This is a genomic window from Embleya sp. L77 (genome assembly GCF_055557415.1).
Window position 1 is genome coordinate 4,335,001 of sequence record NZ_CM145709.1, and the last position, 14,799, is coordinate 4,349,799.

The window sequence follows — 14,799 nt, forward strand, 5'->3', positions numbered from 1 at the left end:
AAACCGTGTGCCTACAAGCCGTGGGAGCGTCGTCATCCGCGTTTAGTCGTGGGTGGCCGTGACTGCGTGCCTTTTGAAGAATGAGCCTGCGAGTTTGCGGTGTGTGGCGAGGTTAACCCGTGTGGGGTAGCCGTAGCGAAAGCGAGTCCGAACAGGGCGATTGAGTCGCGCGCCCAAGACCCGAAGCGGAGTGATCTAGCCATGGGCAGGGTGAAGCGCGGGTAAGACCGTGTGGAGGCCCGAACCCACCAGGGTTGAAAACCTGGGGGATGACCTGTGGTTAGGGGTGAAAGGCCAATCAAACTCCGTGATAGCTGGTTCTCCCCGAAATGCATTTAGGTGCAGCGTCGTGTGTTTCTTGCCGGAGGTAGAGCACTGGATTGTTGATGGGCCTCACCAGGTTACTGAGATAAGCCAAACTCCGAATGCCGGTAAGTGAGAGCGCGGCAGTGAGACTGCGGGGGATAAGCTCCGTGGTCGAGAGGGAAACAGCCCAGAGCACCGACTAAGGCCCCCAAGCGTGCGCTAAGTGGGAAAGGATGTGGAGTCGCAGAGACAACCAGGAGGTTGGCTTAGAAGCAGCCACCCTTGAAAGAGTGCGTAATAGCTCACTGGTCAAGTGATTCCGCGCCGATAATGTAGCGGGGCTCAAGCGCACCGCCGAAGTCGTGTCATTCGTGCATATAGCCAAGCCTTCGTGGTTCAGGCGTACGGATGGGTAGGGGAGCGTCGTGCAGCGAGTGAAGTCGCGGTGGAAACCAGCGGTGGACGCTGCACGAGTGAGAATGCAGGCATGAGTAGCGAATCACACGTGAGAAACGTGTGCGCCGGATGACCAAGGGTTCCTGGGGCAGGCTAATCCGCCCAGGGTAAGTCGGGACCTAAGGCGAGGCCGACAGGCGTAGTCGATGGACAACGGGTTGATATTCCCGTACCCGCTACGATGCGCCAGCGCTGAACCTCGTGATGTTAAGGCCGTGAAGCCGCCGGGATCCTTCGGGTGAACGGTTTTGGTGGAGCCGCCGAACCAATCGGGTAGTAGGTGAGCGATGGGGTGACGCAGGAAGGTAGTCCAGCCCGGGCGGTGGTAGTCCCGGGGTAAGGGTGTAGGGCGTTGTGTAGGCAAATCCGCACAACACGAGCCTGAGACCTGATGCCGACCCGATTGTGGGGAAGTGGATGATCCTATGCTGCCGAGAAAAGCCTCTAGCGAGTGTCGTGGCGGCCCGTACCCCAAACCGACTCAGGTGGTCAGGTAGAGAATACTAAGGCGTTCGGGTGAACTGTGGTTAAGGAACTCGGCAAAATGCCCCCGTAACTTCGGGAGAAGGGGGGCCATTGTTGGTGAGGAGACTTGCTCTCCGAGCTGGTGGTGGCCGCAGAGACCAGCGAGAAGCGACTGTTTACTAAAAACACAGGTCCGTGCGAAGTCGTAAGACGATGTATACGGACTGACGCCTGCCCGGTGCTGGAACGTTAAGGGGACCGGTTAGCTCTTCGGGGCGAGGCTGAGAACTTAAGCGCCAGTAAACGGCGGTGGTAACTATAACCATCCTAAGGTAGCGAAATTCCTTGTCGGGTAAGTTCCGACCTGCACGAATGGCGTAACGACTTCTCGACTGTCTCAACCACAGGCCCGGTGAAATTGCACTACGAGTAAAGATGCTCGTTTCGCGCAGCAGGACGGAAAGACCCCGGGACCTTTACTATAGTTTGATATTGGTGTTCGGTTCGGCTTGTGTAGGATAGGTGGGAGACTTTGAAGCGGACACGCCAGTGTTCGTGGAGTCATCGTTGAAATACCACTCTGGTCGTGCTGGATGTCTAACCTGGGTCCGTGATCCGGATCAGGGACAGTGTCTGATGGGTAGTTTAACTGGGGCGGTTGCCTCCTAAAGGGTAACGGAGGCGCCCAAAGGTTCCCTCATCCTGGTTGGCAATCAGGTGTCGAGTGTAAGTGCACAAGGGAGCTTGACTGTGAGACCGACAGGTCGAGCAGGTGCGAAAGCAGGGACTAGTGATCCGGCGGTGGCTTGTGGAAGCGCCGTCGCTCAACGGATAAAAGGTACCCCGGGGATAACAGGCTGATCTTCCCCAAGAGTCCATATCGACGGGATGGTTTGGCACCTCGATGTCGGCTCGTCGCATCCTGGGGCTGGAGTAGGTCCCAAGGGTTGGGCTGTTCGCCCATTAAAGCGGTACGCGAGCTGGGTTTAGAACGTCGTGAGACAGTTCGGTCCCTATCCGCTGTGCGCGTAGGAGTCTTGAGAAGGGCTGTCCCTAGTACGAGAGGACCGGGACGGACGAACCTCTGGTGTGCCAGTTGTTCTGCCAAGGGCATGGCTGGTTGGCTACGTTCGGGAGGGATAACCGCTGAAAGCATCTAAGCGGGAAGCTTGCTTCGAGATGAGGACTCCCACCAACTTCGGTTGGGTAAGGCCCCCGAGAGACGATCGGGTTGATAGGCCGGGTGTGGAAGCCCTGTAAGGGGTGGAGCTGACCGGTACTAATAGGCCGAGGACTTGTCCTCAGTTGCTACGCGTCCACTGTGTGGTTCCCGAACCGCAATCGGTTTCGGGGAACCCGTTTTGATAATTGAATCACCGCATGTGATTTCTGGTTCACCGAACGGCCCTATTGTTGGGTTCGATGGTTTTCCGGTGGTCTTGGCGGAGAGGAAACGCCCGGTCTCATTCCGAACCCGGAAGCTAAGCTCTCCAGCGCCGATGGTACTGCACTCGAAGGGGTGTGGGAGAGTAGGACGCCGCCGGAATCTACGTGTGAAAGGCCCATCCCGAAAGGGATGGGCCTTTTGCGTTTCCCGGGCAATCCCGGGGTTCCCGGGGATTCCCCGGGGGTGCGCCGGCTCTTGGGTTCCGAGCTGCAGTGCGGTTTCGGTGGGCTTGGGCGCGGGTGGCTTTGTGCTCACCGGTCGGCGTGGCCTGGTGGAGATCGGCCCGGTCCCAGGGTCACCGGCGGTCAGGAGCCCTGGGCTCCCCGGCAAGACACGGGTGTTGCTTGCCGGAAAAGCGCTGGCAACGGCGCGGTGGGGTGGGCGGCCCGGTCAGGTCCGCCGGGGAACCTTCCCGAGTGGGTCGCGCGTTCTCGGCCGGCGGTCGCGCTTGGATGGGCAGCGGGTGGCTTTGTGCTCACCGGTCGGCGTGGACCGGCGGAGAACAGCCCGGTCCCACGGTCACCGGCGGTCAGGAGCCCTGGGCTCCCCGGCGAGACACATGCCTCGCCTGCGGAGAAAAGCGCTGGCAACGGCAGAGCAGGAGGGCAGCCCGGTCAGGTCCGCCGGGGAGCCTTCCCGAGTGGGCCGGGTGTTTTCGGCGTGCGGTGGGCGTTCGGTGGCGAGGGCGGGGGGAAGTGGGGCGGGGAGCGGGCGGTTTCGGTCGCCGGAGTGCGAAACCCCGCCCGCCGAACGCGCTTTCACCGGCCGGTGATGCAAAACCGCAGGTCGGCGAAAGACTGCGGGCTGGAAAGCGTCTCGGGATCCGGATCGGGACCTGCCAGCCCCCGAAGGAGTCTCCTCCCGGCCGACCCGACCCGAAACGCCCGTCGAAACGGCCCGACCCACCCGGGAGGGTCCCCCGGCGGACCTGACGGGGCTGCCCACCCTCCGCGCCGTTGCCAGCGCTTTTCTCCGCGGGCGAGGCCTGTCTCTCGCCGGGGAGCCCAGGGCTCCTGACCGCCGGTGACCGTGGGACCGGGCCGATCTCCGCCGGACCACGCCGACCGGTGAGCACAAAGCCACCCGCGCCCCAGCCCGCCGAAACCGCACCGCAGATGACTCGAACTCCCGCTGCCGGAAGGGAATTCCCAGGGAACGACCCAGGGGAAGTCCCAGGGAAAAGCCCAAGGGAAGCCCCAGAGAGCATCCATCCCAGAGGACACCCCAGCGCCCCCGCCCTACAGCCGCCCCGCCCTACAACCGCCCCGCCAGTTTCAAAGCCAGGTACGTATCGGTGAGCCCCGAAGCCAGTTCGCCCGGGGGCGCGTCCACGACGGTGACGTTCCTTCGGCGCAATTCGGCGGCCGTGGAGCGGCGTTCGGCGAGTTCGCGTTCGGCGGCGGCGGCTTCGTAGACCGCCGTGGCGTCGCCGCGGTGGGCGGCCATGGCGGTGATCGCCGGGTCGGCGACCGCCGCCACGATCACCTCGTGTCGTGCGGCCAGTTGCGGCAGCACCGGAAGGATGCCCTCCTGGACCGCCTCCCGTTCCAGGCCGGTGATCAGCACGATCAACGAGCGGCGCGGGGTGCGGCGCAGGATCTCGGCGATCAGGGTCCGGGCGTCGGGTTCGACCAACTCCGGTTCCAGCGTGGCCATTGCCTGGACGAAGGCCGGGAGTGTGCCGTTCCGGGGCGCGCGGCGGACCTCGGCGCGTACCCGGCGGTCGTAGGCGAGCAGGTCGACCCGGTCGCCGGCGTGGTTGGCGACCGCGGTCAGCAGCAGGGTCGCGTCCATCGCGGCGTCCAGGCGGGGGATGTCGCCGATGCGGCCGGCCGAGGTGCGGCCGGTGTCCAGCACGACCAGGATGTGCCGGTCGCGTTCGGGGCGCCACGTGCGTACCACGACGCCCTGGTTGCGGGCGGAGGCGCGCCAGTCGATCGATTTGGCGTCGTCGCCGGGGACGTACTCGCGCAGCGTGTCGAACTCGGTGCCGGCGCCTCGGGTGAGCAGGGCCGAGCGGCCGTCGAGTTCGCGCAGCCGTTCCAGCTTGGAGGGGAGCAGTCGGCGGCTGGGGAAGCCGGGCAGCACGCGCAGTCGCCAGGGCACGTGGTGCGAGCCCTGGCGGGCGGCCAGGCCGAGCGGGCCGACGGAACGGACCGTGACCCGGTGGGCGTTGCGGTCGCCGCGGCGGGTGGGGGTCATCGTGGTGGTGAGGCGGCGGCGTTCGCCGGCGGGGATGTTCAGGTCGTGCCGCTGGGTGGTGGTGCCGGTGCTGGGCGGCCAGGCGTCGCGCAGTCGGCCGCGCAGGGGGCGGGTGCCGGGGTTGGTGACGGTCAGCGTGACCTCGGCGCGTTCGCCGAGGCGGACCGCGGTGTCGCCGCCCCGCTCGAAGGTCAGGCCGCGGACGCCGGCGGCGAGCAGCAGGTCGGCGAGGATGCCGAGCAGCAGTGCGCCCTCGACCACGGCCAGGCCGATCAGCGAGGGCAGCAGCAGGCCGACCACCAGGACGCCCAGTGCTGCGGCCAGGACGGCGCGACCGGTCAGGGCCATCGGCGGTTAACGCGGGACCGGGGTGTGCGCCAGGACGGCGTCGATCACCACGTCGGGGGTCACACCCTCCATCTCGGCCTCGGGACGCAGTCGTACGCGGTGTCGCAGTGCCGGTCGGGCCAGTGCCTTGACGTCGTCGGGGGTGACGTAGTCGCGGCCGGCCAGCCAGGCCCACGCGCGGGCGGCGGCGAGCAGGGCGGTGGCGCCGCGGGGGGAGACGCCCATGGCCAGCGACGGGGAGGTCCGGGTGGCTCGGCAGACGTCCACGACGTAGGCCAGGATGTCCGGTTCGATGCGCAGGTCGGTCACGGCTCGGCGGCCGGCCGCCAGGTCCGCGGCGCCCGCGACCGGGCGGACGCCGGCGGCTTCGAGGTCGCGCGGGTCGAAGCCCTCGGCATGCCGGCGCAGCACCACGATCTCGTCGGCGCGTTCGGGCAGCGGCAGGGTGAGTTTGAGCAGGAAGCGGTCCAGTTGGGCCTCGGGCAGCGGGTAGGTGCCTTCGTACTCGATCGGGTTCTGTGTCGCCGCGACCATGAACGGGTCGGGCAGCGGGCGGGTGGTGCCGTCGACCGAGACCTGGCGCTCCTCCATGGCTTCGAGCAGTGCGGCCTGGGTCTTGGGCGGCGTGCGGTTGATCTCGTCGGCGAGGAGCAGGTTGGTGAACACCGGGCCCTCGCGGAAGGAGAACGCGGCGGTGCGGGCGTCGTAGACCATCGAGCCGGTGACGTCGCCGGGCATCAGGTCCGGGGTGAACTGCACGCGGGTGGTGGTCAGGTCCAGGCTGCGGGCGAGGGCGCGCACCATCAGCGTCTTGGCGACGCCGGGCACGCCTTCCAGGAGCACGTGGCCGCGGCACAGGAGGGCGATCACCAGTCCGGTGACGGCGGCGTCCTGGCCGACCACGGCCTTGCCGATCTCGCCGCGCAGGGCTTCGAGCGCGTCGCGCGCCTCGCGGGTCTGCTCGGGTGCGCTCACGTCGTGCGTACCTGCCTTATCAGCGCGTCGAGTTCGTCGGACAGGGTGACGAGGGCCTCGTCGCTCTCCGGGCTCGCACCGTACAACAGGGCGTGCACGTGCGCGCTCGTGTGGTCGGTGCGGGTGGTGATCGAGGCGATCAGGGCGGCCTCGGTGGGCTCGGCGCCCAGGATGCGGGCGAGTTGTTCGCGGGTGGCGGCGCGCAGCAGTTCGGCGGCGGTGTCGCGGGCGCGGCCGCGGCGGTAGAGCCGGGCGCGGCCCTCGACGGTCTCGGCGGCGCGGACCACGACCGGGAGCGGTTCGGCCACCACCGGGCCCAGTCGGCGGGCCCGCCACAGGGCGAGCAGGACGGCGGCGACGGCCAGTTGGGCGGCGCCCCAGCGCCAGCCGGCGGGCAGCAGGTCCCACAGCGAGTCGTCGGCGGGCGGGAGTTCGTCGGCGCCGGGCAGGTACCAGACCAGGTGCGGGTGGGCGCCGAGCAGGTTCAGGGCGAGGGCGGCGTTGCCGTTGTCGTCGAGGCGGTCGTTGACCAGCGGGCTGCCGGAGCCGAGTACGACGGAGTCGTGGCCGGCGCGGGGCGGGGTGAGCACCAGGGTGGGGCGGCCCGCGTCGGGGTAGCAGCCGGTGGCGTCGGGGAGCAGGTCGGTGTCGAACCGCACGCCGCCGGTGTCCGCGTCGCCGGCCCGGGTCGCGGCGGGCAGCGGGCAGCGCGGTTGCAGGGTGCGGTGGTGCGCGTCGGGGGCGGTGTGTACGCCGGGGGCCAGGATCGCGAGCGCGGCCTCGTCGGGGCGGACCAGGACGGTGCGGGCCGGGCCGGCGGCGGCGAGGGTGCGCAGCTGCGCGTCGGCGAGCAGGTTCGGGAAGGGCACCACGAGGGTGCTGTCCGGGCGGATCGTCCGGGCCGCCTCCTCGGCGGAGCGGACCCGGTGCACCTCCACGCCGCGTGCCCGCAGCAGTTGGGCCAGGGCCTTGCTGCCCTGGGGGTGGGTGGAGCGCGGGTCGAGTCGGCCCTCGTGGCGGTCGCCGCGGATCAGCACGAGTGCGGAGACCACGATCAGGACCAGGGCGAACAGGGCCAGGGGCATGCGCACCCGGCGCCACAGCTGCTCGGTGGTGGGGCCGAGCGCGGTGTCGCTCATCGGGGCATCCGCTCGTCGACGCGTGGCCGGGCGGCGGCGCAGCGGGCGTCGAGGTCGCGCAGGTCCCGGTCCAGGTCCCGGTCGGCGGTACGGCCGCCGTAGTGCACGTCGTCGAACGTCGCGGCGGCGGCGCGCAGGTCCGCCGCCGCCTCGGGCAGCGCGCGGCCGGCCTCTGCGGCGGCCTCGTCGGCGGTGCGGCCGGGGCGTACGTCGAGCACGGCGCGTTCCTCCAGGGCCCGCACGATCGCGCGGAAGCGTTCCCGGACCGCCTCGTCCCAGCGGCCCCCGGCGGCATGCGCGTCGGCGGCCGCGCGGTGCTCGGCGGCCGACAGCGGGCCCCGGTCGCCGTACAGCGGGAGCTCGGCGCGGCGGGCGGTGCGCAGCGGGCCCAGCCGCAGCCGCAGCACCACGAGCGCGGCGATCACCAGGAGCACGATCACCACGAGGCCGAGGCCGCCGCCGGGGCTGTGGTCGCCCGCCCGGGAGATCAGGTCGCCCAGGCGGTCGAGGAACCAGTCCAGCGCCCGGCGGACCGGGCCGGGGTCGTTGCGGTGGTATTCGGTGCGCGAGAGCTCGTCCCGGGCGGCATCCCGCGCGTCGTCGCGCGGGATGTCCACCGGGTCCCAGTCCCGGACCAGGGTCGCGAGCGCGTGCCGGGTCACGCCGGCGCGGGTCCCGAGGTCGCGTCGCCGCCGGGCTCTTCGTCCAGGACGCCGGCCGCGCGGGCGAGGTCGAGGTCGAGTGCCTCGCGGCGGATGCGCTGGTCGATGTAGAGCAGTGCGGTGGCGCCGGCGGCGAAGGGGTAGAGCAGCGCGGCGGCGATCACCGAGCCGACGCCGGTGATCAGCAGGTCGACGAAGGAGGGGTCCGGGATGTCGGAGGCCTTGGACGCGGTGATCGCGGAGATGCCGTCGGAGGCGAGCAGGAACGGTGTCTGGATGATGCCGCCGACGATCGTCATGATCAGCGCGATCAGCAGCAGGATGCCGCAGACGCGCCACCACGAGCCGGTGACCAGCTTGCGCGAGCGCTCCAGCGACTTGCGCACCGACTGCTTCTCGAGCATCAGCGTGGGGCCGGCGAGGGAGAGGCAGACGTAGAGGTAGATCGCCGCGACGATGCCGCCGATCATGCCCGGGAGCAGCAGCAGGGCGCCGAGGCCCTCGGCGCCGACGGCCAGCAGGAGCAGGCCCGGCAACATCGCCACCAGGAGTGTGCCGACCGGGATCAGCCAGGTGGCGAAGGTGACGCCGAGCAGGCGCGGGAGCAGCGGGCGGACCGCCGTCCAGGCCTGGGCGGCGGACATGGTCTTGGCGATCACGGCGCGGCTGACCACGACGGTGAGCATCGCGGTGGCGGCGATCTGGCCCAGGGTGGCCACCACGATCGGCACGATCACCAGTGCGGCGGTGTCGCGCAGGTAGCGCCACGCCTCCTCGCCGGTGGGGTCGTCGCCGAGGTCGCTGGGCGAGAACTCGCGGTTCAGCAGCCAGGTGACCGGTACTTCGAGGCACTGGGTGAGCAGGGCGACCACGACGGCGATGCCGATCATGACCTTCCAGTGCGCGCGCATGGCGGCGAAGGCGCCGTCCAGGATCTCGCCGACGCTCAGCGGGCGCAGCGGGATCACGCCGGGCTTGGCGGCCTGCACGTAGGGGCCGTTCCAGCCGGGAGGCGCACCCCACAGCGGCGGCTGCTGTCCGGCGGTGCCCCAGCGCGGGTCGGCGCCCGGGGGCTGGTGTGGGGCTCCCCAGCCGGTGGCGGGGCCCTGGTGCGGGGGTCCCCAGCCGGCGGCGGGCGGCTGGACCGGGGCCCAGCCGGGGGCTGGGGCCTTGGGGGCCGGCTGTTCCGGGGTCGTGGGCTCGTCCGGAGCGGGTGCCTTGTCCAGGGACGGCTTGTCCGGGGACGGCGGCTTGTCCGCGGACGCGGACGCGGACGCGGACGAGGATGGGGACGGGGGCGTGGCCGGAGACGGCGAGGCGGGCGCGGGTGCGGACCGGTCGGGTGACGTGGCGTCGTCCGCCGGGCGTTCTCCGTCCGGCCCCGGGGCGTCCGGGCCGGCCGAGCCGGGCGAGTCCGTCATGCGATTGCGCTCCTCGTCCTGATCGGGTGGTGACTCATCGTGGCATGCCTGTGTGCGGCTCGGATGAACGGGCGGCCATCGGATCCGGTCCGCCCGCACGGGCACATCGGCCGCGGGGACAACGTCGAGCACGCGCCACACGTTCCGGCGCCGCCCCGGCCGGGTCGTCGGCGGGCGCCGGCGGGGGTCGGTGGCGGTCGGGTTCGTGGCCGAAACGTCCGTTGCGCCGGGCGGAGGGTCGGCGTACGGCCCGGAAATCGACGTGACTCCACACTCTCCTCGGCCGCAATCGTCGGTATTTGGGGTGTTTTGTCACTGATGGACGCGGCCGGAATCGGTCGGATGAGTGCAGGTCACAATCCGGTAATGCGACGATGATGCACATGAAGGGACGCGTCCTCATCGTTGACGACGACACCGCACTGTCCGAGATGCTCGGCATCGTGCTGCGTGGCGAAGGGTTCGAGCCGTCGTTCGTGGCGGACGGCGACAAGGCACTCCAGGCTTTCCGGGATGTAAAACCGGACCTGGTGCTGCTGGACCTGATGCTGCCCGGCCGAGACGGCATCGACGTCTGCCGCCAGATCCGTGCCGAGTCCGGCGTGCCGATCGTGATGCTCACCGCCAAGAGCGACACGGTCGACGTCGTGGTCGGGCTGGAATCCGGAGCCGACGACTATGTGATCAAACCGTTCAAGCCCAAGGAGCTTGTCGCTCGTGTGCGGGCCCGCCTGCGCAGAGCCGAAGAACCCACCCCGGAGCAGTTGGTGATCGGCGATCTGGTGATCGACGTGGCCGGCCACGCCGTGAAGCGGGACGGGCAGAACATCGCACTGACCCCGCTGGAGTTCGACCTCCTTGTCGCACTCGCCCGCAAGCCCTGGCAGGTGTTCACCCGCGAGGTGCTTCTCGAACAGGTCTGGGGATATCGACACGCGGCCGACACCCGCTTGGTGAACGTGCACGTGCAGCGGCTGCGCTCGAAGATCGAGCGCGACCCCGAGCGTCCGGAGACCGTGGTCACCGTGCGCGGGGTCGGCTACAAGGCGGGACCGGCCTGACCTTGAGTTCGTTCCGGTGAGCACCGCACAGCGGTCGCCGTCCCCATCGGCCTGGTCCCTCGCCCTGCGTCGCGTGCGCGGCGGCGTGGGCCGGGTCATGGCGCTGTGGAACAGATCGATCCAGTTTCGGGTCGTGGCCACCACATTGGTGTTGTCCGTCGCGGTGATGGTGCTGCTCGGGGTGGTGGTGGTCGGCCAGGTCCGCAACGGTCTGTTGGACGCGAAGGTGGCCTCCGCCCGGTCCCAGGCCCAGGGCGGGTTCGCGGACGCCCGCGCGCAGGCCGACGAGATCGCCACCAACCCGAGCCGGCACGTCCAGGTGCCCACCGGCGTGCCGGCCGCCACGCCGGGGTCCGGCAACCGGGTGAACACCGGCGACTGGCTCAACGCGCTGGTCAAACAGCTCTCCAGCGGCGGCCAGGGGGTGTACGACGTGGCCGCGACCAGTCAGGACACGGCGGAGAACCCGCCCGGGTCCGGCCGCAGCCCCCGGGCCTCCGGCGACGTGGTCCCCGACTCCAGCGTGCCCGCCGCACTGCGCCGCGAGGTCGGGCTCAAGCGCGGCGTGGCACTGCTCCAGTACACCCAGATCGTGCGCGAGGGCCAGCACGGCGACGGCTCGGCCGAGACCACCCGCGAGGCCGGCCTGGTGGTCGGCGCGCAACTGGAGGACCCGGACGGCGGGTCCTACCAGCTCTACTACTTCTTCTCCTTCGGCCCGGAGGAGAAGACCCTGGGCCTGGTGCGCAGCACCCTGGCCACCGCCGGGGTGTTCCTGGTGCTGCTCCTGGTGGCGATCGCGGCGCTGGTGACCCGGTGGGTGGTCACCCCGGTCCGGATGGCGGCGCGGATCGCCGAGCGGCTGGCCGCCGGTCGCCTGGAGGAGCGCATGCGCGTGGTCGGCGCGGACGACCTGGCCCGATTGGGCTCCTCGTTCAACAAGATGGCCTCCAATCTGCAGAACCAGATCCGGCAACTGGAGGAGCTCTCGCGGGTGCAGCGCCGGTTCGTCTCGGACGTCTCGCACGAGCTGCGCACTCCGCTGACCACCGTGCGGATGGCCGCCGACGTGCTGCACGAGGCCCGCGAGGACTTCGACCCGGCCACCCGGCGCTCGGCCGAGTTGTTGCAGAACCAGCTGGACCGGTTCGAGGCGTTGTTGTCGGACCTGTTGGAGATCAGCCGCTTCGACGCGGGCGCGGCCGTGTTGGACGCCGAGCCGGTGGACCTGCGCGACCTGGTGCGCCGGGTGGTCGAGGGCGCGGAGCCGCTGGCCGAGCGGCGCGGCAGCCGGCTGGTGGTGCGTGTGCCGGACAAGCCGTGCGTGGCCGAGGTGGACCCGCGCCGGATCGACCGGGTGCTGCGCAACCTGGTGGTCAACGCGGTCGAGCACGGTGAGGGCCACGACGTGGTGGTCACCGTGGCGGGCGGCGAGGACTCGGTCGCGGTGGCCGTGCGCGACTACGGCGTGGGCCTCAAGCCCGGCGAGTCCTCGCTGGTGTTCGCCCGCTTCTGGCGGGCCGATCCGGCCCGGGCCCGGACCACCGGCGGTACCGGGCTGGGCCTGTCGATCGCGTTGGAGGACGCGCACCTGCACGGCGGCTGGCTACAGGCGTGGGGCGAGCCCGGCGGCGGCTCGCAGTTCCGGCTGAGCCTGCCCAAGACCGCGGGCGGCGAGCTGGTGCGCTCGCCGCTGCCGTTGGAACCCGAGGACTCGCGGGCCAATCGGGGCCTGGGCCCGGCGGGCTCGCCGTATCGGCGCACCGTGCGCGCGGCCGGCCCCGCGGGAGGCAATCGATGAGGCGGATCGGCTCGTTCCTGGCCCTGGTGTGCGTGGTGTGCACGCTCGGCGCGTGCGCGTCCATGCCGCACAGCGGCAGCGTGCGCGAGGCCGCCAAGGGCGGCAGCAAGGACCAGGGGCCCGAGCAGCAGGTAAGGGTCTTCGCCGTGCCGCCCAAGCCCGGCGAGCAGCCGCACGGGATGGTCGCCGGCTTCCTGGAAGCGGTCACCAGCGACGAGCCGGACTACGTGACGGCGCGCGCCTACCTGACCCCCGAGGCCGGGTCCAAATGGGCGCCCGACCGGGAGATCGTGGTGCTCGAGAGGATCGCCCGGATCGAACTGGTGCCCGGCGCAGACGAGCGGACCTACCAGGCGGAGGTGTCCGGCACCCGGGTGGGCACGGTCGACAACCGCCACGCCTACCAGCCCGAGCAGCAGCCGAACGCGCAGTACCGGGCGACCCTGGAATTGCGCCTGGGCACCGACAACCAGTGGCGGATCGCCGACCTGCCGGACGGGCTGATCCTGTCCCGGGCCGAGTTCCACCGGATCTACCGGTCGGTGAACACCTACTGGTTCGCCACCGCGATGCCGGTGGGCAAGGAAATCCTCGTGCCCGACCCGGTCTACCTGCGCAGCCGCGTCGGGCTGACCTCGGCACTGGTGCGCCAACTGGTGGGTGGCCCGACCGACTGGTTGCGGCCCGTGGTGGAGAGCGCGTTCCCGGCAGGCACCGAACCCGCCGACCGGGTCGTCTCGATCGAGGACAACCGGACCGCCCGGGTGCAACTGAACCGACAGGCCAGGCTCGCCCAGACCAAGGGCTGCGAGCGGATGGCCGCCCAGCTGCTGTACACGCTGCGCCAGGTCTCCGGCGTGGACTCCGTCTCGATCACCGGTGGCGGCGAGCCGATGTGCTCGCTCTCCGACGACGACGCCGCCCAGTACGACCCCGGGCGGGCCGCCAGGACGTCCGCGCCCACCGGCTACTTCATCGCCAAGGGCAACGTGGTCAACGTGGTGCCCGGCCCCAACGGCAATCCGCCGGTGTTGCCCGGACCGTTCGGCGACGGCACCTACAAGGTCGACCAGATCGCCGTCTCGCGGGACCCGTTCCGCCGGCGGATCGCGGGCATCGACACCAACGGTCGCCGACTGATGGTCGGCGACGTGGACGGCCACGGCGAGGTCCAGGAGTGGCTGACCACCGGCCCGGCGTCGCTGTTCAGCCCGACCTGGGACGGCCGCGGCGTGCTGTGGGTGCTGGATCGCAGCAAGGACGCCGAACGGGTGCTCGCGCTGTACGAGGACGAGCGCAAGCAGATCACCCGGGTCTCGGTCGACGTGCAGGGCATCACCGCCGCGCGGATCACCGGCCTGCGACTGTCCCCGGACGGCACCCGGGCCGCGCTGATCGTGGACAACGGCAAGGTGCTGATCGGCCGGGTGGAGCGGCGGGTGAGCAACGGCGCGGTGGCCCTGACCATCGCCGCACCGCGCTCGGTGATCCCCTCGCTGGTCGAGGTCAAGGCGATCTCCTGGAACGGCCCGGACCGGCTCGTGGTGCTGGGCAAGGAGGGCCAGGGCGCGCTGGCGCCGCAGATCGTCGACATCGACGGCGGCCTCTCGGTGTCGGTGGCCTCGGTCAACGGCATGCTGCACATCGCGGCCCCGGACGGCTCGGACCAGCCCCTGCTGGCGGACTCCGGCGAGGACAACATCTACCAGCTGTCCCAGGGCAACAACTGGACCAAGGTGCACAGCGGCATGTATCCGGTCTATCCCGGCTAGGGCCTGCCCCGGGCCTGGCCGGCGGAGTCCGAGGGCTCCCGGCGGCCTCGCCGAGGTCCGGCGGGCCGACTCGGACCGGGGCCCGGGTCCGCCCCGGGGGCCCGGCCGCGGGTGCCGCCGGCCGATCCGTTTCGGTCGGATCGGGTCGGGTGGTGGCCGGTTCGATCGTCCGCCACGGCGCGCCATGACCGGATCGGGTGGTTCCGGGTGCCGCGGATCCGTTTTCGGGCCGGGCGTGCGAGCTTGGGGGCATGGAACGGCGTCGGGTGCTCGCGGCATGGGCCGACCTGGTGCTGCCCGTGTCCTGCACGGGCTGCGCCGAGCCCGGTGCGCTGCTGTGCGGGCGATGCCGCGCGGTGTTCGCTCCGGAGCCCGCGCCCGTGCGACCGACGTCCGCGCCGGAGGGCCTGCCGCCGGTGCACGCGATCACCGCGTACGCGGGACCGGTGCGCTCGGTGCTGGCCGCGTACAAGGAGCACGGCGCACGCCGGCTGGCGCGCCCCCTCGGCGACGCGCTTGCGCGGGCCGCGGCGGCTGGGCTGCCCGAACCGGCCGGGCCCACCCTGCTGGTCCCGGTGCCCTCGACCCGGGCCGCGGTACGTCGCCGGGGGCGGGACGCCACCCGCGAACTGGCCCTGCGGGCGGCCGGTCGTCTGCGGGCCGCCGGGGTGCCCACACGGGTGCTGCCGGCGCTGCGACATACCCGTCGTGTACGGGACCAATCCGGCCTTTCCGCGCATGAAC

The 14,799-nt window shown here is 70.6% G+C and carries 8 protein-coding genes and 2 rRNA genes (1 of these 10 only partly in view); 5 read left to right on the plus strand and 5 right to left on the minus strand.

The window, feature by feature from the left end; all coding sequences use genetic code 11:
• Positions 1 to 2,530: ribosomal RNA gene (locus tag ACZOOI_RS18585) — 23S ribosomal RNA — on the plus strand (it extends 599 nt beyond the left edge of the window).
• Positions 2,531 to 2,656: 126 nt separating this feature from the next.
• A 5S ribosomal RNA gene (gene rrf / locus ACZOOI_RS18590) occupies positions 2,657 to 2,773 on the plus strand.
• A 1,155-nt stretch (positions 2,774 to 3,928) separates the two neighbouring features.
• On the opposite strand, the gene ACZOOI_RS18595 is transcribed toward rrf, so the two are convergent.
• The 5 genes from ACZOOI_RS18595 to ACZOOI_RS18615 are packed head-to-tail and all read right to left on the minus strand — an operon-like array spanning position 3,929 to position 9,421.
• A complete protein-coding gene (locus ACZOOI_RS18595) occupies positions 3,929 to 5,224 on the minus strand; it encodes a DUF58 domain-containing protein (protein WP_465276924.1) in 1,296 nt (431 codons plus the stop codon).
• 6 nt (positions 5,225 to 5,230) lie between these two features.
• Positions 5,231 to 6,199 carry an AAA family ATPase gene (locus ACZOOI_RS18600; RefSeq protein WP_465276925.1) on the minus strand — a complete coding sequence of 323 codons (969 nt, stop codon included), beginning with the start codon at positions 6,197 to 6,199 and terminating at the stop codon, positions 5,231 to 5,233.
• Complete coding sequence (locus tag ACZOOI_RS18605) at positions 6,196 to 7,338, minus strand: DUF4350 domain-containing protein (RefSeq protein WP_465276926.1); 1,143 nt, start codon at positions 7,336 to 7,338, stop codon at positions 6,196 to 6,198. Before ACZOOI_RS18605 ends, ACZOOI_RS18600 begins: the two co-directional genes overlap by 4 nt.
• A complete protein-coding gene (locus tag ACZOOI_RS18610; RefSeq protein ID WP_465276927.1) occupies positions 7,335 to 8,000 on the minus strand; it encodes a DUF4129 domain-containing protein in 666 nt (221 codons plus the stop codon). The genes ACZOOI_RS18605 and ACZOOI_RS18610 overlap by 4 nt, the downstream gene beginning before the upstream one ends.
• Positions 7,997 to 9,421 (minus strand): hypothetical protein, encoded by a 1,425-nt coding sequence (locus ACZOOI_RS18615; RefSeq protein WP_465276928.1) that lies wholly within the window; start codon positions 9,419 to 9,421, stop codon positions 7,997 to 7,999. The genes ACZOOI_RS18610 and ACZOOI_RS18615 overlap by 4 nt, the downstream gene beginning before the upstream one ends.
• A 383-nt stretch (positions 9,422 to 9,804) precedes the next feature.
• On the opposite strand from ACZOOI_RS18615, the gene mtrA reads away from it, so the two are divergent.
• Genes mtrA through ACZOOI_RS18630 form a run of 3 tightly spaced genes read left to right on the plus strand, consistent with a single transcriptional unit; the run spans position 9,805 to position 14,055 of the window.
• Positions 9,805 to 10,482, plus strand: a complete 678-nt coding sequence (mtrA, locus tag ACZOOI_RS18620; protein WP_026219725.1) for an MtrAB system response regulator MtrA — start codon at positions 9,805 to 9,807, stop codon at positions 10,480 to 10,482.
• 16 nt (positions 10,483 to 10,498) lie between these two features.
• Positions 10,499 to 12,283, plus strand: coding sequence for an MtrAB system histidine kinase MtrB (gene mtrB / locus ACZOOI_RS18625; protein ID WP_465276929.1), 1,785 nt, complete (start codon positions 10,499 to 10,501; stop codon positions 12,281 to 12,283).
• Positions 12,280 to 14,055, plus strand: coding sequence for an LpqB family beta-propeller domain-containing protein (locus ACZOOI_RS18630; RefSeq protein WP_465276930.1), 1,776 nt, complete (start codon positions 12,280 to 12,282; stop codon positions 14,053 to 14,055). Before mtrB ends, ACZOOI_RS18630 begins: the two co-directional genes overlap by 4 nt.
• Positions 14,056 to 14,799 lie beyond the last annotated feature (744 nt).